The organism is Brucella cytisi (assembly GCF_038433355.1).
Taxonomy (GTDB): Bacteria; Pseudomonadota; Alphaproteobacteria; order Rhizobiales; family Rhizobiaceae; genus Brucella; species Brucella cytisi.
Genome location: NZ_JBCAUP010000008.1, coordinates 17148 through 43210, shown reverse-complemented (window position 1 = coordinate 43210; position 26063 = coordinate 17148). Strand labels below are relative to the sequence as shown.

Sequence of the window (26063 nt, the reverse complement as noted above, 5' to 3'; positions counted from 1 at the left end):
TCGTGAAGTTCAGGCCTTCGCCCGACCTCGACGATGTTCGACCAGCATCGACCATGTATAGAGCGTAAGACCGGCCCAGATCAGCGCGAAAGCGCCGAGCTGCGCTGTCGAGAATGGTTCATTGAAGATGAAAATCGCAAAGAAAAACAACATCGTCGGCGTCATGTACTGCATGAGACCAAGCGTCGTATAGCGCAGCAGCTTCGCACCACCCGCATAGAGGATCAGGGGAATGGCTGTGAAAGGGCCCGCCAGAAGCAACATCGTCACGTTAAACGCTGGCCCGGTAGAGAAATGATCCTGACCATTTGCCGCCAGCCACAACACATAGCCCAGCGCCGGAATGCACAGGATGAGCACTTCAAGTGTGAAGCCCTGCAACGGCGGCATCGGCAATGATTTGCGGAAGAAACCATAGAGGCCGAAAGTCAGTGGCAGCGCCAGCGATACCCACGGCAGGCCACCTGCATTGACGGTCAGCAATATCACCGCAGCGAAAGCCAGTCCCACGGCGACATACTGAACCCTGGTTAGCCTTTCACCGAGGAAAAGACCGCCGAGAACGACATTGAATAGTGGATTGATGTAATAGCCGAGTGCGGCGCCCATCACCTGATCATGAGCCACAGCCCAGACATAGATCGACCAGTTGATGGTGATAAGCCCGGCTGTCAGAGCCGCCATGGCCAGCATGCGCGGCTGGCGCACAGCGTTGAGAATGCCTTTGAACTGACCAAGAGCCAGCAAAAGCAGCAGCGCGACCGGAACAGACCAGATCACGCGGTGCGATACGACTTCCATTGCCGGAATGTGGCCAAGCGCTTTGAGATAGAATGGCAGTGCACCCCAGAGCCCATAGGCTCCCATAGCCATCAGAAAACCGCGCGACCCGTCAGACAGGCGCGTATCGGTGATGGTCTGGTCGGACATGCCTCTCTCCTCGGCGAACTGAAGATGTCGCAAACCGACTACGGCAAGCGAAGCATCGAACTTCACCTGCTATGCGCTCAACAACCCATAAAATCCATTCAATTAAACTGATCGAAGCATCAATCGCTGTGAATAGATGGATTTATTCCGCAGCGGCCAGTCCGGCCATCGCGCGGTTCTTCATCAGTTTGTAATTGACCGAATCCATCAGTGCCTGAAAGGACGCGTCGATGATATTGTCTGACACGCCGACGGTGCGCCAGCGGGCGCCGGTAGCATCTCCGGATTCTATCAGGACGCGCGTGATAGCTGCCGTACCGCCATTGAGGATACGCACCTTGAAATCCACCAATTCAAGATCCTCGATCTCGTCCTGAAAGCGCCCAAGGTCCTTGCGCAATGCGATATCGAGCGCATTGACCGGGCCGTGCCCTTCGGCCACCGACATGCGAACCTCGCCATCAACCTCCACCTTGACCACGGCTTCGGAAACGGTCTTCAACATGCCGTTGGCATCGAAACGACGCTCAACAAGGCAGCGGAAGGATTCGACCTTGAAGAACTCCGGCTGGGGCATCAGCATGTTGCGCGCAAGAAGTTCGAAACTCGCATCAGCGCCTTCATAGGCATAGCCTTCGGCTTCGCGCTCCTTGACCACGGCAATCAACGTGTCGAGACGCACATCGTCCTTCGCAACGCGAATACCCCGGCGTTCCAGTTCGGCGATGAAATTGGACTTTCCACCCTGATCCGACACCATAACGCGCCGACTGTTACCAATGGATTCCGGCGGCACATGCTCATAGGTCTGCGGTTCCTTGAGTAGCGCGGAAGCGTGGATTCCAGCCTTGGTCGCAAAAGCTGAGGTGCCAGTATAGGGAGCCTGCTCTGTCGGCGGACGGTTCAGAATATCGTCGAAGGCGCGCGAAATCCGCGTGATCCCCTTCAGTGCAGCGGGCTTGATCCCCAATTCAAAACGCTCTGCCCAATAAGGTTTCAGCGCAAGTGTCGGGATTAGCGAAACGAGATTGGCATTGCCACAACGCTCGCCTATCCCGTTGAGGGTCCCCTGTACATGACGAACACCTGCATCAATCGCGGCAAGCGAGACGGCCACCGCCTGCTCGGTGTCATTATGGGCGTGGATACCAAGGCTCTCGCCTGGAACAACAGCCGTTACGGCGGCAACAATTTCGGCGATCTCCGACGGCTGCGTGCCGCCATTCGTATCGCAAAGCACTACCCAGCGCGCACCTGCTGAATAAGCAGCCTTGGCACAGGCAAGCGCATACTCGGGATTGGCCTTATATCCGTCGAAGAAATGCTCGCAATCGACCAGCGCTTCCCGTCCTGCCATACGTGCGGCCGTGACGGAAGCGGTGATCGACTCCAAATTTTCCTCATTGGTACAGCCCAGCGCGAGGCGAACATGATAGTCCCAGCTCTTGGCAACGAAGCAAACAGCATCAGCAGAGGCTTGAAGCAGACTGGAGAGGCCCGGATCGTTGGATGCCGAAACGCCTGCCCGCTTCGTCATGCCGAAGGCCACAAACTTGGCGCGTGCGGTCTGGCGACGCTTGAAGAAAGCCGTATCGGTCGGGTTGGCTCCCGGATAACCGCCTTCCACATAATCGACGCCCAACTCCTCCAGCAGCACAACAATTGACTTTTTGTCCTCTACGGAAAAATCAATGCCGGGTGTTTGCTGCCCATCCCGCAGAGTGGTGTCATAGATATAGATGCGTTCGCGTGCCATTGTGCCTGCCTGTCGGTGGGTCTGAGGTCCGGTCAACCTTGCTGTTGCGGCCAGCTTTCAGTGTCGTAATCAGGATGCTGGTAGGAAATCATCGTTCGTACAAATTCGATGCTCTCCGGATCGCGTTCTGTTGTGTAGCCGGGAAGATTTGCAAGTTCCGGCACATAAGGCAGCTGCTTTTCGATGCCCCACTGAACCGTCGGCTCGATTTCCTCCGGCGCATCGAAAGCGCCGATGGCAAGCGCAATCCCGTCAGGCGCTTCGTAGGTAAGCGGCGTGCCGCACTCAGAACAAAAGCCCCGCTGCACGTGATTGGACGAACGGAAGCGCTTCGGCTCATTGCGCGTCCATTCCAGCTTCGCATCGCTCACCGACACCAGCGGCGCATAGAAATTGCCGAACGCTTTCTGGCACATGCGACAATGACAGATCGATGCGGAGCCTATCGCGCCGTCGACGCGAAAGCGAACCGCACCGCACTGGCATCCGCCGGTATAGATCGGTTTGTTATCAAGCGTCATGTCATACTCCCTGCTCCACAAGCTTGTTAGCCTACCACATCCCAGCTCGTTGTGCGTTCGCCCGTTGCCGGATCCTTGCCATCCTTGAGCTGAACACCTTCCTGAAGCAGTTCATCGCGAATGCGATCAGCCTCGGCCCAGTTCTTCTCATTGATCAAGCGCAGACGCTCCGCGATACGTGCTTCGATGGCTTCATGATCCACTTCCGCCTTTGCAAAGACAGGAATATCTTCAGCCATAACGAAATGCGAATCCAACAAGCCCAGCAGCGCCATGCCCTCACCCAATCCGGCGATATCGCGTGCTTTGAAAGCCTTTCGCAATGCGGTGATCGCCGTCCAGCTGTTCAAATCGTCAGACAAGGCCTCAACGACTTCACCAACTGCGGTCAGCGTTTCCGGTACAGTGAACTTCCTGTCGCGCAGCAAGCCGTACCAGCGATGCAGTTCGTCGGCAGATTCTGCCAGACGCTGCGCCGTCCAGTTGATCGGCTCACGATAATGCGTCTGTAGCATTGACAGGCGAGCCGCCAGACCAACCCAGCGATCACGCGCATCAACGTCATCCCAAATACCCAGTTGCGGCAGGCCTTCGTTCAGAACATCGCGAATGGTGATGAAATTGCCGAGCGATTTCGACATCTTCTGCCCTTCGACCTGCAGGAAACCATTATGCATCCAGATGTTTGCCATCCGTTCAGTGCCGAATGCGCAGCATGACTGCGCAATTTCGTTCTCGTGATGCGGAAAGACGAGATCAATACCGCCGCCATGAATGTCGAACTGGTTCTTCAGCGGATCATCGCATTTCAGGCCACCGCCAAACGGTTCGAGCAGTTTGGCCATCGACATGGCCGAGCACTCGATATGCCAGCCCGGTCGGCCGAGCACCGCAATCCCCGCAGGAGACGACCAGCCCGGCTCACCCTCTTTCGACGGTTTCCACAACACGAAATCCATTTCGTCCCGTTTGTAAGACGCTACGTCAACGCGGGCGCCAGCCAGCATCTCATCCAGCGAGCGGCGGGCGAGCGCTCCATAGCGCGGCCCCTTCCGTTCATTCATGGCGGACGGCGAGAAGAGGACATGATCCTCAGCCACATAGGCTACACCGAGTTTCACGAGACGATCGATCATCGCACGCATCTCGTCCATATGCTCGGTCGCACGCGGCTGAACACTGGGCTGCAGATTGCCAAGCGCCGTCACGTCAGCCTGAAACTGTGCATTGGTGCTTTCTGTGACCCGACGAATGGCCTCATTGAAGGACAAATCGGGATAATCCCGCGCGGCACGGGCGTTAATCTTGTCATCGACGTCGGTAATATTGCGCGCATAGGTGACATGATCCGCGCCATAGACATGAAGCAGTAAACGGAACAACACGTCAAAAACGATCACCGGACGGGCATTGCCTATATGCGCAAAGTCATAAACCGTCGGTCCGCAGACATACATGCGCACATTGTCGGCATCGAGGGGAGAAAACTCCTCCTTCGTGCGGGTCAGCGTGTTGTACAGACGCAGTTGTGGCGCATAAGCCATTGTAAATATTCCCCAAAAAGACCTGTGAAATCAATGCGCAACTGACCGCAGCCGACTGACCGGGACGTTATCATCCAATTTTTATGAAAGGGAGACGAAAACGGCCGGGCCAGCAGGCTGCTAGCCAATAATAATCGCACAAATACAAATGATCGTGGTCGACGTTTTCATGGCTGCACTTATCCTCAGCAGGAGTGCTTCCGTCAAGAACTTTCGCTAAGCGGCTGATAGTTTAGTGAGATCACCAAGCATGTTGTATTTTTGCAACCTGCGTATCCCCTTCCCCGCGTGAACCGGAAAGCCGCAAAACCGGCTCCAAACAGCCTTCATTCGGTCTCAATCAATCACAAAATGGTGACCAGGCATTATCGAAAGGAAAGACCAATGTCTAAGAGTGAACTGCAACCCCGCCAAGACCGACTGGTTGATAAATACCGCGAAATCGGGCCTGCCGTGCTTGTTGCAGCATTGCTGAACGCAACGCGGCACAGCAGCGACGGTCGTAACGACTATCGCCGGCGTTCCATTCTCGCCGTCAAGAAGACAGGCTGAAGAAGCTGATGTCGTTCAGCGCCGAGCCTCGCAGGCTCGGCGATCAGAGTCGGTGGATGCGTAACAAATAGCGCCAGTCCAGCAAGACTGGCAGTCACGGTCAGAACATCGAAAGCTGCCCGCCATTTCCGTCATCGGATTCGGGCTTGTTCTTTCGCTTTGGCTTTGCATGCTCCGAAGGAACCTGTTCCGCTACACGCTCCTGCAAATCGGGCGTCGTGTTGGTGACCTTGTTGACCTTGTCCGATATTGGAATCGCTTCAAAGAAATCATCCTGAACCGGGCGCATGATATCCGCCACTTCGCGCGGCAGAAAACGCTTGCAGTCCAGCCAGCGGGCAAAATCTTCCGGTGGCACGACAATCGGCATCCGTTCATGGATCGGTCGCAACAGGCCATTGGCACTCGTCGTCAATATGCCTCCGGTATCGATTTGCGATCCGTCCGCGCTACTCCATGTCTCGATCAGACCACCAAAAGCGAAAATGCCCCCCTTGCGCGGGCGCACCCAGTAGGCTTGAGCCTTGTTCTTCCCCTCACGGCGCCACTCATAGAAACCCGATGCCGGGATCAAGGCACGGCGGTGGCTCAGTGCAGCACGAAACGAGTTCTTCTCCGCTGCCGTCTCAGAGCGAATATTGAACATGAGCGGCCAGTCGTTCGGGTCTTTGACCCATGACGGAATAAAACCCCATCGCACCAGCAACCCGACGCGATCCGGCCTGTTGCTTCCCGGCAGCGGCGTTTCCCCGCCCAGAATGGTCAATATAGGCTGCGTTGGCGCGATGTTATATCGTGGAGGAAAATCCTCTGCGATCAATGCGACCGCGAAGGCTTCCAGTTCCTCCCGGCTTGTCGTCAATGAAAAACGTCCACACATGGTGAGCATGTTTAGTGTTTTTCGACGCTGGTCAAGGGGCGCTTTTCCATTGCCAACCGGTGTCTGCCCGATCATAGCTAGAGCGCAATTCAAAAAGTGAGCATGATGAAAACAGTTCCCGTACTTCCGATACCTGCGACGGTTCATGGTGTTTCGCTGATCTGCAGACGCGAAGGGCGTTTCCTTTTGGTCGAGCGCGGGAAAGAGCCGTGGAAAGGCTGGCTTGCTTTTCCGGGGGGAAGTATCGAACCGGGCGAAACACCCGAACAAGCCGCGATCCGCGAACTCAAGGAAGAAACAGCGCTCGATGCAAAGGCGCTATCGCACGTCATAACCTTAGATCTGGCCCTTGAGGGGAAGGCATATGACACGAGCTATTACCTGTCCGTTTTCCGGGCCTGGCAAGTTTCTGGTCAGGAAGTCGCCGGAGACGACGCCGCATCCATTCGCTGGCTGGCGATAGATGAGATGGCTTCGGCAAAGGTGACGGACAGCACCCTCGATGTCGCCCGCGCGGTAGCGGAAAATGAAGACGAGTGTTCGGATATTAATCCTGTTTAGCAATCTGCCTTGAAGCGGCCCCTATTTATAGCAATAGCTCATTTTCAGGTGAGAGGTTTTGGATTGAAAAGCGTTCCGTTTTTTCGACCGGCAATCTGCTTCTCGATCGCTTTATGGGTCGGGGTGGCATGTCCGGCTTCCGCTCAGGATGCGCCTTATGAAGGGAAGATGTTGCGGCTCGCCGAAATTCTCGGCTCGCTTCACTATCTGCGCAATCTGTGCGGCGAAGCTGGCAGCGAATGGCGCGATCGGATGGATGCGATTGTGACAGCGGAAAAGCCTTCCGAAGCCGAGCGGGTGCGGCTCATTTCGAGCTTCAACCACGGGTATCGCGTGTTCAGCGACAATTACACCCGCTGCACCCCCTCGGCGCTTGCAGCGATTGATCGCTACATGAAGGAAGGCGAGGACTTGTCGAACGAGATCATATCGCGCTATGGAAATTAACCAATCATTCACTCTTGTGCGGATTGACAGGATTTGTTCGTTCAAATCCGTGATAATCTGTTAACACTGTCTTAAGAAGGCAGTCACGTTGCCAGGTGGTTGAGCTCCCGCGAAACGGTGAGACACCGACAGCGCAACAGAAAGGCGAAAGCCAGGATGAAGTCTATGGAACATGCACCGGCCGATCTGGACGAAATGATTGCGAGAGAGAAGAAACTCGTCGCAATCGAATATCATAACGAGGCCTGGGCAGACGGCATCTCTGAAGGCATCGAACCGGAAATCCTTGCCGAAGCAGCCTTTACGACCGCGCTTACTGAACTGATCCGTGAAGCGGGCGATGATTGTGCGCTGGAGCTGATTGAGAAAATGCGCGAACAGATTTTAGCAGGAACCTTCCTGCCGCAGCGCATTCTTCAGTAGCATTGATAGAACGCCGGTCGCGGGACCAGACCGGCGCAGTAGTTCCCTCCCGGCGTCCCTCTTCTTGCGCCAAATGTCATTCCCGATCAGGAACGCCGCCTCTCCTCGAATTTTATTGGCCGGGATAATCCTTGCCTGCGGTATTGCTTTGCCAGCCGCCGCAGCAAACTCTTTTGACGTCGCGCTTACGGACCAATCAGACTTCTTGCAACGCCCCGGTGCCCGCGCGGTTGCCGATGAAGGCGACAATCCGTCCCCCTTTACCATGCCGGGAGCGGTTCCGCGTGCAATACCAAGAGTGTCGCCCGGCCATGAGCCTGCCCCTGCTGCATCATCCAAACCCATGCCTGAAATCCATCGCGATTTCGATAAGCTCCCCGAATCCGTAAGGCTGACGCGTGAACGCATGCTGGAAGCTGCTCGCTCGGGCGACATCGAGAAATTGCGACCACTCCTCGGCGTTGAGGACAAGGCCACCGAGCTCTCGCTGGAGGACCACGAGGAAGACGTTATCGATTTCCTCAAATCGCTGTCGGGCGACGAGGCAGGTCGCGAAGTTCTGGCAATCATCGTCGATCTACTGGATACGGGCTATGTGCACCTGAATGCAGGCAAGGACGATGAAGTCTATGTCTGGCCCTATTTCTACGCCATGCCTCTAGACAAACTGACGCCGCCGCAGATCGTGGAGCTTTTCGAAATCGTCACCGCCGGTGATTTTGAGGATATGAAAAAGGCAGGCGGCTATATCTTCTACAGTATAGGCATCGGGCCAGACGGTAGCTGGCGCTTTTTCACTGCGGGCGAATAGGTCAGACCCCGAAACGTATCCGGCTTGGCGGCTCATTGTAGATGCGTTGCCAGACCCGGCGAAACTGCCGTGCGGACGCAAAACCCGCCTGCGCTGCAACGTTCTCGATATCAAGCTCAGAATTCAAGAGCATCTCGCGTGCGAGGCTGATCTTGAGACGATTGACATAGTCGGTCACCGTCATTCCGGCATATTCATTGAACAAGCGCGAGAAGTTGCGTGGGCTTGCCCCGCCGATATCCGCCAATCGCTCCACCGACCAATCCGCCGCCGGATCATGTGCAATGGCATCCTGTGCGCGATGTACGACCGGGTTCATATGATTTCGCCCCTCAAGCCAGGGCGATAGTTGCGGATCATTGCCGCTGCGCCGCAAATAAACGACCAGATAACGCGCAACCGCCAGCGCCGTGGCGTGGTCGATCAGACCTGCAACGATGTGTAGCATCAAATCGATCCCGGCGGTGATGCCCGCGCTCGTCAGCCGTTCGCCATCTTCGACGAACAGCCTGTTTTCATACACGCGGGCGGCAGGGGCCAGCCGTTCGAGTTCAGCCAGCGTTAGATGGTGGGTGGTGCAGGAATATCCGTCGAGTAATCCCGCGCGCGCTGCGAGCAGCGCACCGGAACAGATTGTCACCAGTCTCACACCGGGCCGAACCGCGCGGCGAAGCCATAGAACGATTTCTTTTTCCAGCACCGCATCGATGGCTCGGTCGAGCTCCACATTTCCGAGCGGGACATCCGCCGCACCCGAGACAATGACCAGCGCATCATCTGGCAGCGCCTCCGGCAAAGGCTCGACCCCCGCCACCGGTAGGCCGATGGAGCTGAGCGCAGTTGGCGCAGGCCCGATATAGTGAACGTCGAACCGCACCTTATGCTGTTCAAGATTTGACTTGCGTAAAACCTCCAGCGGTCCTGCCACGTCGAGCAAAAGCACACGTGGCGGGATAACGACATAAACCGGAATTATCCGGACAATGTCCGCCTGGTCACTCATGCTGCCTTCCGGTCTCCCGGCGCAGCCAGTGCCTGTTCCACGGTTACAATACGGGCAAAGCGGTTGGCCAGAACAACCTCGGTGCGAGCCTTGATATCGGCAGCGCTCCACTCATGGCCGCTTGGGTCAGTCATGGGAAAGGTCAATGTCGCTTCACTGACAAAATCGACATGATATCCAAAATCCGATGCCTGCCGTGTCGTCGTCTCGCAGCATTGTTCTGTGCGGATACCGGAAACCAGCACGCGACGGATACCATTGGCGACCAGCCACACATCAAGCCCGCTTCCGACCAGCGCGCTGTGGCGACGCTTACGGAAAACTGCGTCGGGTTCAATTGACAGAGGCGCAATCGCCTTCACCAGACCCGACGCTTCCGAGAACGGGCCTTCATTCTCAACATGGAAAATCTGCACCACCGGAATACCGGCACGCTTGGCGCCATTGATGAGCGCCTGCTGGCGTTCAATATAGGCACCAATCTCTCCGTCCCGGTAGTAAGGCCGGTGGCGGAATGACTCCTGAGCGTCGATAACCAGCAAAGCAGTATCTTGAGCGGACACTTCTGTTCTCCCTATAAAAAGACTATAGGGAGAAAATACGCCTTGCAAACGGGATCAAAAGCCTCCTTACGGACAATCAGAGGACAAATCACGCCAATACGCTCTGCCTTCAGCGATGCGGCAATGCCTCGAGGAATTCCACCGGCTCGCCCTTGTTGGCGTTGACGATCTCCGCTTCCCACATCACCTTGATGCCACGCACGAAAGTGCCAATTGGCCATCCGGTAACGGCCTTGCCATGATACGGCGTCCAGCCAGCCTTCGAACCCGCCTGCTCATGCGTGATTGTTTCGCGGCGCTTCATGTCCACAATGGTCAGATCGGCATCGTAGCCGACTGCAATACGACCCTTGCGAGCCATGCCGAAAATACGATTCGGACCATGGCTGGAAAGATCGACGAAACGTTCTAGCGTGAGCCTGCCCGCATTGATGTGATCAAGCATGATCGGCACCAGCGTCTGCACGCCTGTCATGCCAGACGGAGAAGCCGGATAAGGCTTCTGCTTTTCTTCCAGGGTATGTGGTGCATGGTCGGAACCGAGCACATCGACGATACCTTGGCCGATGCCCTTCCACACGCCATCGCGGTGACGCTTGTCACGGACAGGCGGATTCATTTGGATGAGATTGCCGAGCGTCTTGTAGTCATCTGCCGACAAAGTGAGATGATGCGGCGTTGCTTCGCACGTCGCAACATCCTTGTGATCTTTCAGGAAGTCGATTTCTTCGGCAGTGGAGATATGCAGCACGTGAATGCGGGCGCCGGTATCGTGTGCGATGCGCACAAGCCGTTCCGTGCACTGAAGCGCTGCAACTTCGTCGCGCCAGACCGGATGGCTCGACGGATCGCCCTGCACGCGCAGGCCTTCGCGTTCCTTCAACCGGAACTCGTCTTCCGAGTGGAAGGCCGCGCGACGCCGTGTATTCTTCAGGATCGAACGAACGCCATCATCGTCTTCAACAAGCAGATCGCCGGTGGACGAGCCCATGAAAACCTTGATTCCGGCAGCGCCCGGCAGGCGTTCCAGTTCGGCAACGTCCTTCGCATTGTCGCGCGTACCACCAACCCAGAAAGCGAAATCGCAATGCATGCGATGGCGACCACGGCGAATCTTGTCTTCCAGCGTCTCGGCGGAAGTGGTAAGCGGCTTGGTGTTCGGCATCTCGAAAACGGAGGTTACCCCGCCCAGAACAGCGGCGAGTGAACCGGTCTCGAGATCTTCCTTGTGTTCAAGGCCGGGCTCACGGAAATGAACCTGGCTATCCACCACACCGGGCAGAAGGTGAAGGCCGGTGCAATCAATCACCTCACCTGCCGTATGTGTGGAAAGAGACCCTATGGCAGCGATGCGACCATTGCGAATACCGATGTCGCGTTGGCCTATACCGTCGTGATTGACGATGGTTGCACCCTTCAAAATCGTATCGAATGTTTCGGCCATTGTTGTCTCCTGCCAGATTGATAGGACTTGCGAGCCTTTCCATTGGGGCTTACGTAACGAAGGCGCGAAAGGCAAGGACGAAGCGATGACGACGGCAGTTGAAGTGGTAAATCTTTCAAACAGGGCTTTGGTTCATATCACTGGCGAAGAGGCGGAAAAATTTCTGCAGGCCGTGATTACAACCGATCTCGACAAGCTTGGACCGGAGGACCTGAAACCGGGAGCATTGCTCGCTCCGCAAGGGAAAATCCTGTTCGATTTTCTCGTTTCACGCATTGATGGCGGCTTGCGTTTCGATCTTCCGGCAAGCATTGCCGCCGATTTTATCAAGCGCATCACCCTCTACAGGCTGCGTGCGAAGGCCGAAATAACGCAATTGCCAGAATCACTTGTCAGTGTTTCCTGGCAAACTGAATCACATCCTTCACAGAATGATTCAATCAAGCGAGATAGCCGCTTTCCGACCGAGCTGAACGTCCGCCGGATTTACGGTCCCGCAGATGGCACGTCCGATGAAAGCGCGTGGACGCAGCTGCGCGCAGAATATGGCATTGCGGAAGGCGAAGCGGATTTCGCCTATAATGACGTCTTCCCGCATGACGTCAATTTCGACCAGACTGGCGGCGTCTCCTTCCCGAAAGGCTGTTTCATTGGTCAGGAAGTCGTGTCGCGCATGCAGCATCGCGGCACTGCGCGACGACGCGTTCTGGTGGCTCGTTCCGAGGAAAGCCTCCCTCCAATGGGCACACCCGTTACCGTTGATGGGCGCGATATCGGCACGATAGGAAGCTCCGCTGACACAATCGGCATCGCGCTTGTGCGCATCGATCGCGCCAAGGATGCGATAGATGCGGGCAGCCCGATTTTGGCTGGTGAAACGCCCATAACACTCACCTTGCCACCGCATGTGCGGTTCGGATTTCCGGAAGCTGAAGCGGGTAACGCCTGATGGCAAGCGCCGACCGATCTTCCGGCAAAACGCGTGCCTGGCAACGAATGTTGTCGGGGCGCCGTCTCGATCTGCTCGACCCCTCGCCGCTCGATATTGAAATCGAAGATATCGCTCATGGTCTGGCCCGTGTTGCGCGCTGGAACGGTCAGACTGTTGGTGAACATGCTTTTTCGGTCGCGCAGCACTCGCTGCTCGTGGATCAGATATTTACCCGACTGGTTCCCGATGCCAGCATTGAGTGGCAGTTGCTCTCACTTCTGCACGACGCCCCGGAATATGTGATCGGTGACATGATCTCGCCCTTCAAAGCGGTGATGGGCGGCAATTACAAGCTGATCGAAACGCGGCTGGAAAACGCAATTCACCTGCGCTTCTCCCTGCCGATAACCGTGCCCGCCCAACCCAAGACGCTGATCAAGCGCGCCGATCAGGTTGCAGCTTTCTTTGAAGCCACGCGCCTCGCCGGTTTTACCGAGACCGAGGCCGTCAAATATTTCGGGCGTCCACGTGGCTTCGATCCGGCAGGGCTGGATATTGCGCCGCGCCCCACACAAGATGTGCAGACGGATTTCCTCGCACGGTTTGCGGCATTGGACAGGGCACGGCAAAGTCGATGAGCCGAATCATCGTGACGCCTTTGTCGCAACTGGCGACACAACTCTCATTGCATCGGCCAAGCCATGTCGTGACGCTTGGAAGCCAGGCCCCGGCGGCTCTGCCTGATGGATACGATGCCCTTCGTCTGTCGCTGACATTCAACGACATTATCGAATTGCGCGAAGGGTTGGTCGCCCCCGATGAAACTCACGTGCTCCGGCTTGTGGACTTCGCGATGAGCTGGTCTATGGATGCGCCTTTGCTTATCCACTGTTATGCTGGAATTTCCCGTTCTACAGCTGCGGCTTATATCATCGCTTCGGCTCTGAACCCGGCCCTGGATGAAAGCGAGCTTGCCGGGTTTCTTCGCAGCCTGTCACCATCTGCGACGCCGAATATCCGGCTGATATCACTCGCAGACAAAATTTTGGCGCGAAACGGACGAATGGTTGCCGCCGTACGTGCAGTCGGGCGCGGAGTGGAAGCCTTCGAAGGTGAAGTTTTCGATTTACCTGTGAGAACAGGATCAAATGCATCTATGGGCTGATTGCCCGCCCAAGGGCATTCAAAAACCCGCCGCGCGCATCAGGCGGTGTTACGGCACGTGGCTCCCATACATGCCGCATCAGAAAATAACCGGTCATCGTGAAAGCATGATCGATGTCGTCATAGGATGACGCGCGAACGGCAGTATCGTTGACGAAGCCGGGCAGCAGCAGAAGCTTGTCAGCCCACGGTGCCCCCGCATCACGGCAGACCGCGCGCCCGGATTTCGGCGACACATAGATCAGGTCTTCCTTGACGCCTGTTGCGGCACATTCCTTGAGATCGAGACCGAAGCCAAGCTCCTCAAGCATCATCACTTCGAAACGCAAAACCAGTTCGCCAGAGGCAAGCGGGTCGTCGAAATGTTGGATGATAAGCCGCAGTGTCTCATATAGACCGCGATGCGGATCGCGTTCCGGCAGAAGACGCAAGTGCGAGGCCGCCAGCTGGATACCGTATAACGCCACCGGCGTTTCGATGAGGCGGGCAGCAGCAAATTCCAGCGGTTCGATGGTAAAGCTGCCCATATGCTCATCCAGCCGCGCCCACCATGTCACGTCCACATGATTGCCGGGCTGTAGCAAAGGCTGCATGCGGCGGGAACGTCCGCCGCGCACCATACCCATATGGCGGCCATGCTCACGGGTCATCACTTCCACGATGGCGCTTGTCTCGCCATGGCGTCGTGTCCCGAGAATTATGCCTTCATCGCGCCATTCCATGGCCGCCAGTCTTATAAGTTAGGTTGGAAAATCAAGACCCATTTCGCGATAGCGTTCCGGGTCGTTGCCCCAGTTCTCACGCACTTTCACGAAAAGAAAGAGATGAACCGTCTGTTCCAGTATCTCGGAGATTTCCTTGCGTGCGGATTGCCCGATTGCCTTGATCGTCTCGCCCTTGTGACCGAGAACGATCTTCTTCTGGCTTTCACGCTCGACATAGATCACCTGCTCGATGCGGACTGATCCATCCTTGCGCTCTTCCCATCGTTCGGTTTCCACCGTCGACGAGTACGGCAGTTCTTCATGCAGGCGCAGATAGAGCTTCTCGCGCGTGATTTCGGCCGCGAGCTGCCGCATCGGCATGTCGGAAATCTGGTCTTCCGGATAATACCAAGGGCCGTTCGGCACGTTCTCGGCAAGATACTTCGCGAGATCCTTGCAGCCCGATCCGTTCAGCGCGGAGATCATGAAGGTCTGGTCGAATGTGACCAGCTCATTGGCCTTGCGGGCAAGATCCAGCAAGACCGGCGGATCGACGCGGTCGACTTTGTTCAGCACCAGAACCTTCTTCTGGCGCACATCCTTCATACTCGAAAGCAGTGCTTCGGCATTCTCGTTCAGACCGCCTTGTGAATCGAGAAGAACGAGAATGATGTCGGCATCTTTCGCGCCGCCCCATGCGGTCGTGACCATGGCGCGGTCGAGCCTGCGTTTCGGTCGGAAAATGCCGGGCGTGTCCACCAGGACGATCTGCGCCTGACCTTCGATGAATATACCGCGCACAAGAACGCGCGTCGTCTGCACCTTGTGCGTGACGATAGAAACTTTCGTTCCCACAAGCTGGTTGACCAGAGTGGATTTCCCCGCATTCGGTGCCCCGATCAGCGCCACGAAGCCGGAACGGGTCTGCCCTGCTTCGTTTTCGCCGTCACCCGACGTCGTCCGATTGTTCATTTTTTATCCTTCCAGACGATATTTCCTTGCAGAACACCGCCGTCCCCTGCGTGCGGCATTCCGGATACGACAAAACCGCCGACGAAAGCGACATGTCGTAATTGACTGATTATAACCGATCTCGATTTAAAAAACGCCAACTCTTGCATCAAGCGGAATTGTCACGCTTCCAGACGCCTTCGCGATAAAGCATCGCTTCCGCCGCGTTCTGTTCGGCTATTCTTTTCGAACGTCCCTCACCCGTTTCCGAAGCGAAGCCCTTAACCATCACATCTACTGTGAATAGCGGATCATGGTCCGGACCGCTGCGACTAATGATGGAGTACGCAGGATGTACGTTGCCCTGCTGGTGTGCCCATTCCTGCAGTTCCGTCTTGGCGTCGCGGCGAGCAGCCCCCGTTTGCAGGGATCTCTTCTCCCAGTAACGCTTGACGAAAGGGCGCACGGCCTCCAGCCCACCATCGAGATAGATCGTGGCGATCAGTGCTTCAACGACATCGGCGCGCACATTCAAAAGACGCTTGTCATTCAGTGACTTGATATCGGAGCCGGTGTGAATGAGATCGGCGAGACCGATCTCATCGGCAATTTCCGCACAGGTTTCGGCGTTCACCAGCGCATTGAGGCGAACCGACAGTTCCCCTTCGGATGCTTCCGGAAACTCGTCGAACAGCATTTCCGCGACGGTCAGTCCCAGAACGCGGTCACCTAGAAATTCGAGGCGTTCATAATTTGCGCGCGATGGCGCCTGTACACTTGAGTGGGTAAGCGCACGATCCAGCCGTTTCAAATTGAGAAAACGGTGCCCGGTGCGCTCCTCCAGAATTGCTGCTGCCTGATTTGCCGAAGCCATTTCAGTTTCCGGTTACAGCTGTATGCGGCGCTGCATTGACTGAACTGAACAGTCGGCTAAAGCGTACATCAGTCGGCCATTTCCAGATTTCCAGCGGACTTGCCTTGTCGGCAATAGAGAAGAAGATGATGTTTGCACGCCCGACGAGATTCTCAAACGGAACATAACCGACGCCAAAACGGCTATCGAGCGAGTTGTCGCGATTGTCGCCCATCATGAAGTAATGGCCTGCTGGAACCTCGAAAACGCGCGTATCATCACCGATGGAGTTTGGCGACAGATCAAGCGTGTCGTAGGTCACACCGTCCGGCAAGGTTTCGCGATAAACTTCCACAGGACGGTTCACTTCGGTCACATCCGGATTGTCGATCGTGCCGATGCGATCACGCTTGACCGCCTGATCGTTTATGTAGAGCACGCCACCGCGCATTTGCACGCGGTCACCTGGCAGACCGATCACACGCTTGATGTAATCGACGGAAGGGTCGCTCGGCAGCTTGAACACCACCACGTCACCGCGCTTCGGCTCGGCACTCCAGATACGACCTGAAAACAAATCCAGTCCGAACGGCAGCGAATAGCGCGAATAGCCATAGGCATATTTCGAAACGAACAGATAATCGCCTTCCAGAAGTGTGGGGCGCATGGAACCCGACGGTATGCTGAAAGGCTGGAAAAGAAGGGTACGGATGACCAGTGCCAGCAGCAGCGCCTGCACGATAACGCTGATGGTTTCGCCAAGGCCACCGGATTTTTTTGTCTCACTCTTGCTGGACACGCTCATTGTATCTCCGCTTCCGATAACGCGATCTAATAACGACTATGAATGCATGACGCAATCAGGCCGCCGGCAGAACGCCGGTTTATCGCACGATTATGAGCAGGAGCTTACCTGTCACAATCACAACTATTTCGTCTCTGGCAGCGCTTCGATGATAACGAACGCCTGCGCGAGAGGAAAATCATCGGTAATTGTCAGATGTATGGCGGCGCCTGTTCCGGCTGGCAAGAGTTTCTGCAGCTGTTTCGCCGCACCGCCAGTCAAATGCATGGTCGGCTTTCCGGAGGGGGCATTGACCACGCCCATGTCTCGCCAGAACACACCTTGGGATATGCCCGTTCCAAGAGCCTTTGCACAGGCTTCCTTCGCCGCGAAGCGCTTCGCATAAGATGCAGCGCGCTGCTTCCGCCCGTCCGATTTTTTCTGCTCGATCTCCGTAAAAACCCGGTTACGGAAACGGTCGCCATGTCGCTCAAGGGTGCTTTCAACACGACGAATATCGATGAGATCGCTGCCTATACCGACGATCATACTTTTTGAAGCTCCTGTTCGCGGTGCAAGCGATGCTTTTCCGCAAGGCGTTCGATACGACGACGGCGGAAAGCCGAAACAGCAAACCGGGTGACGAAATAGACCACGACGGCGAATGCAGCACCCAGAATGGTCGATCCGAACAGCATCGGCTTCAGAAGCGGCGTCCAGATTTCATCGAAATGCATCGTTTCCAGCGCTCGTCCGAGATGAACTGGCGGAGCATCATCGATACTTCCATTCATGATGAAACGGCCCAGCTCGAATGTGCTTCCCCATATAAACGGCAGCGTCAGCGGATTGGCAAGCGTTGTGCCAAGGGCTGCCGCCGCAATATTTCCGGCGAGGAAATAGGCCAGCACGATTGCAATAATGAGATGGAAGCCGAAAAAAGGCGTGAACGCCGAAAACACACCAACCGCCAGACCGGCTGCGACAGCATGAGGCGAGGCTGTGATGCGCAGAATCCGCTTACCACCGTACCGGAAGGAACGGGAGAAGGAGCGGCGCGGCCAGACCAGAAGTCTTAAGCGCTCTTTTCTGGTCGGAGGATTACGGCGTTGAAACAGCATGCGCTTCTATTAATGCTCTCCCATCGCGGAGACAATTGTTATTATTCAGTCAAAACTACAACACTATCGCTGCGCTCGAACGGAACCGTGTCCAGTCTCGGCAAATAGAATCGCGGCGAAACACCGAGCATTCTGCGGAACATCGTCGTGAAAGCGGAAACGCTATCATAACCCAGATCCAGCGCCACGCTTGTCACTGATTCCCCTTCCGTGAGGCGAGGAACCGCAGCAAAAAGACACGCTTGCTGACGCCAAACCGAAAGGCTTACGCCAGTCTCCCGTTGGAAATGCCGAGTGAACGAGCGTCGGCTCATCGCCATCCTGTCCGCCCAGTCATCAATTGTGGCGCGCGAAGAAGGCTTTTTCACGAATTCACGACACAGTTTCTGCAAGCGCGGATCCAATGGAAAAGGCAGGCCCAGAGAGCGTTGGGGCAATGTGTGAAGGTCCCGCAGGATCAGTTCGATCACCAGAGCATCGCGACTATCCGGTTCCGGCGTACTGTCCTGCGTCGTTGCATCCGTTATGAGGCACCGCATGAGATCGGTCAGCCCGACCACGTGGAGATAGTCTGGTACACCTGAGACGGCATCAACACAAATGTAGATTGAGCGCATGAAGACTTCACCGAGGATTTCGACCGAATGCTCCACGCCCGCCGGTATCCACATGGCGTGGTCACTGGGAATCATCCAGCGTCCTGCATCCGTCGTCACCAACACCACCCCTTGCGAGGCGCAGAGAAGCTGTGCCCGGCTATGACGGTGGAGCGGCACAAAATAACCGTCGGGATAGCGCGTCGGCAAGGCAATCACTGGCCCCTTCATGCCTTCCAGCATGGCAATACGCTGCTCGTGGAACTTCTGCAGTTCCTCGCTTCCCGGCAATAAAAGCCCCGGCGGTGACTTCGGTTTCATTACAGTTCTGACCCATTGTTTGGCCCACTCTCGAAACTATTGGACCAAATCACGAAAGCGGGCGAGAAGCAATAGTCCTATTAATGGCTTGCTGAGAATGGGTCGCGACATTCGCTGGCGGAATGAATTTGACGTTTGAATCGGACAAATGCCGGCTCAGACGTCAAATTCACGAGTTTCCGCTGGTTTCTCATCAACACCCCGTAATTTTCTTGAGGGCCCTGTTTCCTGTTTTCGGATGGTATCTGCAGGAAACACGCCTGAAGACCGACTTTCATCTTCGGAGTAGTAGTATGAGCATGAGTGCTGCACAGCAGCCATCAAACAGCGGCGCGGACAGTACTGTCCTTGCCATTATTCTGGCCACCAGCATGGGCCATTTCCTGAACGACATGATGCAGTCGCTCCTTCCGGCCATCTATCCGATGCTGAAGGATAACTACAGCCTGTCATTCTGGCAGATCGGCCTCCTTACTTTCACTTTCCAGATGACGGCATCGATCCTGCAGCCGCTCGTTGGTATCTATACTGACCGCAAGCCAATGCCTTATTCCCTGCCTTTCGGCATGGGCTGTACACTTGTCGGTCTGGTCTTTCTGGCAACGGCACATCACTACTCGATCTTGCTTCTAGGTGCGGCCTTTGTCGGTTTCGGCTCGTCCGTCTTCCATCCGGAAGCAGCTCGCGTAGCGCGTCTTGCCTCCGGCGGTCGTCATGGCTTCGCGCAATCCCTGTTTCAGGTGGGCGGCAATTTCGGCTCGTCGATTGGTCCCCTTCTGGCAGCGTTCATTGTTCTGCCTTTCGGCCAGATCAGCGTGTCGTGGTTCTCTGTTGCCGCCCTGATCGGGATGATGCTGCTCTGGTATGTCAGCAACTGGTATAATCGCTACCGGATTGCGAACGCCAGCAAGGCAAAACCGGATAAGACCCTTCCGCTGCCTCGCAACAAGGTTCTGGTGTCCGTTGGCGTTCTGGCAATGCTGGTCTTCACCAAGTACATCTACATGGCTAGTCTGACGAGCTACTACACCTTCTACACTATCAGCCATTTCGGCGTGACAGTGCAGGCATCGCAGCTTCTTCTGTTCCTGTTCCTCGGTGCAGTAGCTGCGGGGACGATCATCGGTGGTCCAATCGGCGACAAGATCGGCACCCGTAAGGTTATCTGGGCATCGATCCTCGGCGTCCTGCCGTTCACGCTTGCCCTGCCCTACGCGAACCTGGAAATGACGGCGATACTGACGGTTATCATCGGCCTGATCCTCGCTTCGGCCTTCCCGGCAATCGTGGTGTTCGCACAGGAACTGCTGCCAGGACGCGTCGGCATGGTGTCTGGCTTGTTCTTCGGCTTTGCTTTCGGCATGGCCGGTATCGCAGCGGCCGTCCTCGGTATCGTGGCCGATCAAAAGGGCATCGAGTATGTTTACAACATCTGCTCGTATCTGCCGCTGCTCGGCCTTCTGACGATTTTCCTGCCCAAGCTGGAAAAGAACCGCAAGGCCTGACCCATATGAAAAACGCACAACCCGAAAAGCAATTCACGCTCTACGGGTTGTGCTCGAAATAGTGGAGCACCGCACGTCCCCCAACGGCGGTGCTCCCATGCTACTGACCTTTTGACGGCCCGGTGCAGCAGCATTCTTTTGATAGAGCATCTTCAGCTCTGCCTCTTTGTTCCAACGCAAGTTCAGACGGCGAAACTGAAGCCGTGCATCGTCTCCCTGCGAAATTCATCGAAAGCAGCCGCAACCAGGCGGATCAGTGGTTTGCCGTCGCATGTTGCGCTGATGATACCGTTGCGGACCTCCACCAGTCCGTCAGCCACCAGAGGCCGCAGCAAGGCCAGCTCGTCGGAAAACTCCACGCCCGGCGCTGTAGTGTTCAGATCGACCCGGAAATTGCACATCAGGGCTGTGATAATTCCGGCACGGATGCGGTCAATTTCGCGCATGGCATAACCGCGAACCGTTGCAAGATCGCCCGCTTCAACCCGTTTGGAATATTGCTTCACATCCGAGATATTCTGAGCATAGCCACCGGGGAACTGCGAAATCGATGACGGCCCGAGACCAATCAATGTCTGGCAACGATCATCCGTATAGCCTTGGAAATTACGATGCAGCGTTCCATTGCGCGCAGCGACGGCCAGATTGTCATCCGGCAATGCGTAGTGATCGATCCCCACCGGCTCGTAGCCGAAACTTATAAAACTGTCCGCCACCACACGTGCCTGAGCGAAGCGTTCGTCAGCATCGGGCAGAAGACTTGCGTCGATGAGGCGCTGATTGGCGCGGCGCTGCGGAAGATGTGCATAGCCATAGCAGGCAACACGGTCAGGTTCGAGCACTGCAACCTTTTCACAAGTCTCACGCAATGTCTCGACGGTCTGCAATGGCAGGCCGTAGATGAGATCGAAGTTGAGACGATCAATACCGACTTCCCGCACGAGAGTGGCAGCCTTGGCAACCGTTTCTATCGGCTGAATGCGACCGATGGCTTTCTGAACCTCGGCATCGACATCCTGTACACCGAGGCTGGCGCGGTTGACCCCCATGAGCGCAAGCGTTTGCGCCAGCTGTGGGGTAACTGTGCGCGGGTCAAGCTCGATGGCATGTTCCATATCTGGCGCAAAATCGAAAGCAACGCGCAGAGAGGCCAGAATGCTCGCAAACTGGCGCGGATTCAAAATTGAGGGCGTACCACCGCCCCAATGAAGATGGACCACACTGGGCCGTGCTGTCAGGCTCCTGCTGACAGTTTCGATTTCGCTGAGCAACGAGGTGCAGAAATTCTCGACCACATCGTTGCGGACCGCCATCTTGGCATGGCAACCGCAATAGTGGCAGAGCTGCCGGCAATAAGGCACGTGGATGTAAAGGGAGACGCATTCTTCCGGCCCAATCTGACGCAACCAACGATGAGTCGTATCGGCGCCCACAGGCATGAAATCAGCAGCCGTCGGGAAAGACGTATATCTTGGAACCGCCAACGCAGCGTAGCGTCTTATCGCTTCTTCATGCATAGCGCGTCCACCTTAAGCGTTGGGTGCTCCGGCGAAGCCCTGCCGGGTATACGCGCACCGGAACCGGGGCGACATTCTGCGGGGCAAGACGGCATGATGCGGCAAGGAAGCCCGCATGCATGACAGCCGATATTGCAATTCCCAGCCACAACAGCACCTGTTTTCCCCATTTTGAACAGTGCGATCCCACAGCACCGGCCCGAAAAACGATTACGATTTTCGGAAAGCGCGATGCCTGAACTCAACAGGTTAGAGCGTCCTTTGTGCGTCCGGATGGACGTCCAGCGCTCTAATGCAGATCGCATCAATCTCTATGGTCAGGAATAGGCTGTTCTGCCGAGTGCAGCATTGATTTGAATCAACGGAAACACACCCCGTTTCTAGGGATGGTAGCTTGAAATCAGAGGTTGTCCGGGTCCATTCCGGCAACGGCTGCCAAAGACCGGCGCGACAGGATCTCCACCGTATTGGCATCAGGCAGCTGGATCAGCCCCTGCGTCTTCAGCTTCGTGAAGCTTCGGCTGACAGTTTCAATCGTCAGGCCGAGATAATCAGCAATATCAGTGCGGTTCATCGACAGATGTACCGGGTTCGGCTTCTCGCCGCGTTTTTCTGCCCGCGCGGACAGAACCAGAAGGAAGCTCGCAAGCTTTTCCACCGGCGCAAGGCGTCCAAGAACCAGTTGATTGTCGCGCGCCGTGCGAAGAGCCGCCCGTGTCATCTGGTGCAAGCGTTCCTTCAACTTCGGAAAACGCTCCATCAAATCGTCCATCTCCCTGGTGGAGAAAGCGCACAAAACGGACGGTACGACCGCTTCAGCCGACTGCGAGTACGTCTCGTCGTCAGCCAAACCGAGATAGTCACCAGGGAACAGGAATCCTGCAATCTGCCGACGTCCATCCGGAAGCGATGTGTAGATTCGCAACATGCCGGAGGTCAGGCTGAAGACGCGGCGCTTCGGCTCCCCCTCTTCCACCAGCTGCTCATTGGCATCGAGACGCTTGGAGGTCATGATTGCTTCGAGTGCACCGAGATCGCCGTCGTCAAGTGCCGCACAAACCGCCGTCCGCCTGACGTCGCAATCCACGCATACCCCACATGGCGCACGGTAAGGCGATCTGGGGTCGAATCTGATAGGCGCTACACTCACGATGGAACCCTGTTTGTGGAAGCCGGAAGAAAGTCTTTGCGGTTACCCTTAAATAGGTAACTAGAACGCGTCCCGCAAAGCGGAATTTCGCCGCAGGGGTGTATCTTCCCCTGCAGCGTATCCAAAACCGCTGGCGAGCTTGTTTAAATGTTGCGGCTACCCGGCTTCACCGCCGGAATTGCAGCAAGCTCCGGCGGCAATTTATCCGCGGGATAGGCCGGAACTTCATATTGAGCGAGAGCGATCAGCTGCGTGCCAACATTTGCCTTTCCTGCCGAACGGTCAACAATGCAGGCCGCGGCCACAACTTCGATGCCGAGGCCCTTCATACAGTCGATCGTTTCGCGAATGGAAAGCCCTGTCGTGACAATATCTTCCACGATAACGACTCGCGCGCCCTTCGGCACATCGAAACGACGCAGGCGGAATACACCGTTCTCGCGCTCGACCCAGACCGACGGGACACGCAGATGACGCGAGGTTTCGTAGGACGGAATCAAGCCGCCAATTGCCGGACCAACCACATAATCGATCGGTCCGAGATTGGCCGCCTGGATTTTCTCTGCGAGCGCTTTGCAGAGCCTTTCCGTCTTGTCGGCATGCATGAAAACGCGTGCCTTCTGAAGGAAAACAGGGCTGCGCAGGCCTGACGTGAGAATAAAGTGGCCTTCAAGGATAGCTCCCGCTTCGCGGAAGACGGCAAGCACATCTTCGGTGTTCATCTTAGTCCTATCCGTTCACGCGTTTCGCGCCACTGACGCTCGCGCTTTCTTTCAATTGGGAAATGATACGGTTGAGATGCTTGAGGTCCCAAACCTCGACATCGATAATCATCTCTGTGAAGTCCGGTGCGGTGCGCACCATGGAGAGATTGTGAATATTTGCGTCATTGGCGGCCACGATCTGCGCGATCTCTGCCAGAGAGCCGGGCGAATTGATGGCCGATACGCTGACGCGCGCCGGAAAACGCTCGCTCATCTGATCATCAATATCCCAACGCACGTCGATCCAACGTTCCGGCTGATCGTCATAAGCCGTCAGCGCAGGCGACTGGATCGGATAAATCGTTATACCGGCGCCGGGCTGAAGGATACCGACGATACGATCTCCTGGCACCGCCCCTTCAGGGGCAAAACGCACCGGCAAATCCGAGTTGGTCCCCCGAATCGGCAGCGCCTTTTTCCCGGGCTTCGCCACAGCATCCACACCGGTCTTCGCTACATCCTCACTGCCCTCAGGCACCTTGAAGATCATGCCAGCGGCGTTCTGGATGTTGAACCAGCCTTTTTCACCAGTCTTGGCCGGACTGTTCTGCGATGTGACGCGTGTGTCCTGATAGTCAGGATAGACCGCCTTGACCACATCGGTTGACGGAAGCTCTCCGCGTCCGACTGCGGCCAACACATCGTCCACATCCTTGCGTGCCAAACGCGGAAGCCCCGGCTTCAAAATATCCTTACTGAACGGCTTTCCGGCACGTTCGAATGCGCGTTCCAGAATGCGCATGCCAAGCCCCGAATACTGTTTGCGGACGGCCGTGCGGGTTGCACGGCGAATGGCTGCGCGTGCCTTGCCCGTCGCGACAAGCGATTCCCACGCAGCAGGAGGAACCTGCGCCTTTGAACGGATGATATCGACCTCATCGCCGTTCTTCAGTTCGGTCATCAACGGCATGATGCGGCCATTGACCTTAGCGCCGACGCAACTGTCACCGATATCGGTGTGAACGGCATAGGCGAAATCGATTGGCGTCGCGCCACGTGGCAGAGCAATGAGACGGCCCTTGGGCGTGAAACAGAAGACCTGATCCTGAAAGAGCTCTAGCTTGGTGTGTTCGAGGAACTCCTCCGGGTTATCGCCTTCGGAAAGCTGTTCGATTGTTTGGCGCAGCCATGCATAGGCATTGGTCTCGGTCGACATCTTGTGCGGATTATTGGCGCTGCCACGATCCTTGTAGATAGAGTGGGCTGCGACACCAAATTCCGCAATCTCATCCATTTCGCGTGTGCGAATCTGTAGTTCGACGCGCTGGCGCGACGGGCCGATGATGGTGGTGTGGATCGACCGATAATCGTTCTGTTTAGGCGTAGAAATATAATCCTTGAACCGGCCCGGAACCATCGACCACGTCGTATGAATGAGACCGAGCGCCCGATAGCAATCCTGCGTGGTGTCGACCATCACGCGGAAACCAAAAATGTCAGAAAGCTGCTCGAAGGAAAGGCCCTTGGTTTCCATCTTGCGGAAAACCGACCACGCCTTCTTCTGGCGGCTCTTCACACTGGCTTTGATGTTATGCTTCTCGAAAATCTCGGACAGGTCCTTTTCGATTTTCTGCAGAAGGCCGCGGTTCTTTTCCAGAAGTTCGGCCAGGCGATCCGTCACAGCACGCCATGCATCCGGATTGATATAGCGAAAAGCCAGTTCCTCGAGCTCTTCCCGCATATCCTGCATACCCATGCGACCAGCGAGCGGCGCATAGATATCCATCGTTTCCTCGGCGATACGAAGGCGTTTGTCTTCCCGCATCACACCCAGCGTGCGCATATTGTGCAGACGATCCGCCAGTTTTACGAGAAGGACGCGAACATCTTCAGAAATCGCCAGAAGCAGCTTGCGAAGGTTTTCCGCCTGCACTGCTTTTTTTGAAACGAGATCGAGCTTTTTGAGTTTGGTCAGTCCCTCGACGAGCTTGCCGATTTCAGGGCCGAAGAGCTGATCGATTTCCTGACGGGTGGCCGTCGTATCTTCGATCGTGTCGTGCAAAAGCGCGATGGCAATCGTCGCTTCGTCAAGATGCATATCGGTGAGGATCGCGGCGACTTCGAGGGGATGGGAGAAGTAGGGATCGCCGGAAGCGCGCTTCTGACTGCCATGCTTTTGCATGGCATAGACATATGCCTTGTTGAGAAGCGCCTCGTTCACGTCAGGCTTGTATCGCTGAACACGCTCCACAAGCTCATATTGGCGCATCATCTACGAGAACTCCCTTTCGAAACCGATACTTGCAAACATACCGGGCATTGTGACC

28 protein-coding genes are annotated in these 26063 nt (G+C 56.1%); 9 read left to right on the top strand and 19 right to left on the bottom strand.

Annotation, left to right across the window (positions count from 1 at the left end; genetic code table 11):
* Window positions 1-9 precede the first annotated feature (9 nt).
* The 4 genes from rarD to cysS all read right to left on the bottom strand — a co-directional run bounded on the left by rarD (window position 10) and on the right by cysS (window position 4751).
* Window positions 10-930 (bottom strand): EamA family transporter RarD, encoded by a 921-nt coding sequence (gene rarD / locus AAE521_RS09760; RefSeq protein WP_342061219.1) that lies wholly within the window; start codon window positions 928-930, stop codon window positions 10-12.
* 142 nt (window positions 931-1072) lie between these two features.
* Window positions 1073-2686, bottom strand: coding sequence for a citramalate synthase (gene cimA / locus AAE521_RS09755; RefSeq protein WP_342061218.1), 1614 nt, complete (start codon window positions 2684-2686; stop codon window positions 1073-1075).
* 32 nt (window positions 2687-2718) lie between these two features.
* Window positions 2719-3207 (bottom strand): GFA family protein, encoded by a 489-nt coding sequence (locus AAE521_RS09750; protein ID WP_342061217.1) that lies wholly within the window; start codon window positions 3205-3207, stop codon window positions 2719-2721.
* 26 nt (window positions 3208-3233) lie between these two features.
* Window positions 3234-4751 carry a cysteine--tRNA ligase gene (gene cysS / locus AAE521_RS09745; RefSeq protein ID WP_342061216.1) on the bottom strand — a complete coding sequence of 506 codons (1518 nt, stop codon included), beginning with the start codon at window positions 4749-4751 and terminating at the stop codon, window positions 3234-3236.
* A 384-nt stretch (window positions 4752-5135) separates the two neighbouring features.
* On the opposite strand from cysS, the gene AAE521_RS09740 reads away from it, so the two are divergent.
* Window positions 5136-5303, top strand: coding sequence for a hydrolase (locus AAE521_RS09740; RefSeq protein WP_071631435.1), 168 nt, complete (start codon window positions 5136-5138; stop codon window positions 5301-5303).
* Window positions 5304-5403: 100 nt separating this feature from the next.
* Here AAE521_RS09740 and AAE521_RS09735 read toward each other — a convergent pair whose 3' ends face one another.
* On the bottom strand, window positions 5404-6183 hold the full coding sequence (locus AAE521_RS09735) for an SOS response-associated peptidase (RefSeq protein ID WP_342061270.1): 780 nt from the start codon (window positions 6181-6183) through the stop codon (window positions 5404-5406).
* A gap of 105 nt (window positions 6184-6288) precedes the next feature.
* On the opposite strand from AAE521_RS09735, the gene AAE521_RS09730 reads away from it, so the two are divergent.
* The 4 genes from AAE521_RS09730 to AAE521_RS09715 all read left to right on the top strand — a co-directional run bounded on the left by AAE521_RS09730 (window position 6289) and on the right by AAE521_RS09715 (window position 8425).
* Window positions 6289-6744, top strand: a complete 456-nt coding sequence (locus AAE521_RS09730; protein ID WP_342061269.1) for an NUDIX hydrolase — start codon at window positions 6289-6291, stop codon at window positions 6742-6744.
* Window positions 6745-6837: 93 nt separating this feature from the next.
* On the top strand, window positions 6838-7191 hold the full coding sequence (locus AAE521_RS09725) for a TIGR02301 family protein (protein ID WP_374864872.1): 354 nt from the start codon (window positions 6838-6840) through the stop codon (window positions 7189-7191).
* A 156-nt stretch (window positions 7192-7347) separates the two neighbouring features.
* Complete coding sequence (locus AAE521_RS09720; protein WP_084094097.1) at window positions 7348-7614, top strand: hypothetical protein; 267 nt, start codon at window positions 7348-7350, stop codon at window positions 7612-7614.
* Between the two features lie 73 nt (window positions 7615-7687).
* Window positions 7688-8425: a hypothetical protein gene (locus tag AAE521_RS09715; protein ID WP_342061268.1), complete on the top strand. Its 738-nt coding sequence runs from the start codon at window positions 7688-7690 to the stop codon at window positions 8423-8425.
* A gap of 1 nt (window position 8426) precedes the next feature.
* Here AAE521_RS09715 and AAE521_RS09710 read toward each other — a convergent pair whose 3' ends face one another.
* The 3 genes from AAE521_RS09710 to AAE521_RS09700 form a co-directional block, all read right to left on the bottom strand.
* Entirely contained in the window at window positions 8427-9428 is a 1002-nt protein-coding gene (locus tag AAE521_RS09710) for a GlxA family transcriptional regulator (protein WP_342061214.1), read from the bottom strand.
* The gene (locus AAE521_RS09705; protein WP_342061213.1) at window positions 9425-9991 is read right to left on the bottom strand and encodes an isochorismatase family protein; all 567 of its coding nucleotides are present in this window, start codon (window positions 9989-9991) and stop codon (window positions 9425-9427) included. Before AAE521_RS09705 ends, AAE521_RS09710 begins: the two co-directional genes overlap by 4 nt.
* 109 nt (window positions 9992-10100) lie before the next feature.
* Entirely contained in the window at window positions 10101-11435 is a 1335-nt protein-coding gene (locus AAE521_RS09700; protein ID WP_342061212.1) for a dihydroorotase, read from the bottom strand.
* Between the two features lie 85 nt (window positions 11436-11520).
* Here AAE521_RS09700 and ygfZ point away from each other — a divergent pair, with 85 nt between their 5' ends.
* The 3 genes from ygfZ to AAE521_RS09685 are packed head-to-tail and all read left to right on the top strand — an operon-like array spanning window position 11521 to window position 13531.
* Window positions 11521-12384, top strand: coding sequence for a CAF17-like 4Fe-4S cluster assembly/insertion protein YgfZ (ygfZ, locus tag AAE521_RS09695; protein WP_342061211.1), 864 nt, complete (start codon window positions 11521-11523; stop codon window positions 12382-12384).
* Window positions 12384-13004, top strand: a complete 621-nt coding sequence (locus tag AAE521_RS09690; RefSeq protein WP_071631442.1) for a YfbR-like 5'-deoxynucleotidase — start codon at window positions 12384-12386, stop codon at window positions 13002-13004. The genes ygfZ and AAE521_RS09690 overlap by 1 nt, the downstream gene beginning before the upstream one ends.
* A complete protein-coding gene (locus tag AAE521_RS09685; protein WP_342061210.1) occupies window positions 13001-13531 on the top strand; it encodes a tyrosine phosphatase family protein in 531 nt (176 codons plus the stop codon). The genes AAE521_RS09690 and AAE521_RS09685 overlap by 4 nt, the downstream gene beginning before the upstream one ends.
* On the opposite strand, the gene recO is transcribed toward AAE521_RS09685, so the two are convergent.
* The 7 genes from recO to AAE521_RS09650 all read right to left on the bottom strand — a co-directional run bounded on the left by recO (window position 13521) and on the right by AAE521_RS09650 (window position 18830).
* Complete coding sequence (gene recO, locus AAE521_RS09680; protein ID WP_342061209.1) at window positions 13521-14252, bottom strand: DNA repair protein RecO; 732 nt, start codon at window positions 14250-14252, stop codon at window positions 13521-13523. The two genes, AAE521_RS09685 and recO, sit on opposite strands and share 11 nt — an antisense overlap.
* 18 nt (window positions 14253-14270) lie before the next feature.
* A complete protein-coding gene (era, locus tag AAE521_RS09675; protein ID WP_342061208.1) occupies window positions 14271-15206 on the bottom strand; it encodes a GTPase Era in 936 nt (311 codons plus the stop codon).
* A 148-nt stretch (window positions 15207-15354) separates the two neighbouring features.
* Complete coding sequence (gene rnc, locus AAE521_RS09670) at window positions 15355-16059, bottom strand: ribonuclease III (protein WP_071631446.1); 705 nt, start codon at window positions 16057-16059, stop codon at window positions 15355-15357.
* A gap of 1 nt (window position 16060) precedes the next feature.
* The gene (gene lepB, locus AAE521_RS09665; protein WP_342061207.1) at window positions 16061-16843 is read right to left on the bottom strand and encodes a signal peptidase I; all 783 of its coding nucleotides are present in this window, start codon (window positions 16841-16843) and stop codon (window positions 16061-16063) included.
* Window positions 16844-16966: 123 nt separating this feature from the next.
* Window positions 16967-17371: a holo-ACP synthase gene (acpS, locus tag AAE521_RS09660; RefSeq protein ID WP_342061206.1), complete on the bottom strand. Its 405-nt coding sequence runs from the start codon at window positions 17369-17371 to the stop codon at window positions 16967-16969.
* On the bottom strand, window positions 17368-17943 hold the full coding sequence (gene bspA / locus AAE521_RS09655) for a type IV secretion system effector BspA (RefSeq protein WP_029925252.1): 576 nt from the start codon (window positions 17941-17943) through the stop codon (window positions 17368-17370). The genes acpS and bspA overlap by 4 nt, the downstream gene beginning before the upstream one ends.
* A 41-nt stretch (window positions 17944-17984) precedes the next feature.
* On the bottom strand, window positions 17985-18830 hold the full coding sequence (locus tag AAE521_RS09650) for an AraC family transcriptional regulator (protein WP_342061267.1): 846 nt from the start codon (window positions 18828-18830) through the stop codon (window positions 17985-17987).
* 323 nt (window positions 18831-19153) lie between these two features.
* On the opposite strand from AAE521_RS09650, the gene AAE521_RS09645 reads away from it, so the two are divergent.
* Window positions 19154-20365 carry an MFS transporter gene (locus tag AAE521_RS09645; RefSeq protein ID WP_342061205.1) on the top strand — a complete coding sequence of 404 codons (1212 nt, stop codon included), beginning with the start codon at window positions 19154-19156 and terminating at the stop codon, window positions 20363-20365.
* Between the two features lie 182 nt (window positions 20366-20547).
* Here the strand turns inward: AAE521_RS09645 and hemN are convergent, their stop codons facing one another.
* From hemN to AAE521_RS09625, 4 genes are all read right to left on the bottom strand, one after another.
* On the bottom strand, window positions 20548-21882 hold the full coding sequence (gene hemN, locus AAE521_RS09640; protein WP_342061204.1) for an oxygen-independent coproporphyrinogen III oxidase: 1335 nt from the start codon (window positions 21880-21882) through the stop codon (window positions 20548-20550).
* Window positions 21883-22282: 400 nt separating this feature from the next.
* Entirely contained in the window at window positions 22283-23032 is a 750-nt protein-coding gene (locus AAE521_RS09635; RefSeq protein ID WP_071631452.1) for a helix-turn-helix domain-containing protein, read from the bottom strand.
* Window positions 23033-23175: 143 nt separating this feature from the next.
* Window positions 23176-23754: an orotate phosphoribosyltransferase gene (gene pyrE, locus AAE521_RS09630; protein ID WP_342061203.1), complete on the bottom strand. Its 579-nt coding sequence runs from the start codon at window positions 23752-23754 to the stop codon at window positions 23176-23178.
* A 7-nt stretch (window positions 23755-23761) separates the two neighbouring features.
* The gene (locus tag AAE521_RS09625) at window positions 23762-26008 is read right to left on the bottom strand and encodes a RelA/SpoT family protein (protein WP_342061202.1); all 2247 of its coding nucleotides are present in this window, start codon (window positions 26006-26008) and stop codon (window positions 23762-23764) included.
* Window positions 26009-26063 lie beyond the last annotated feature (55 nt).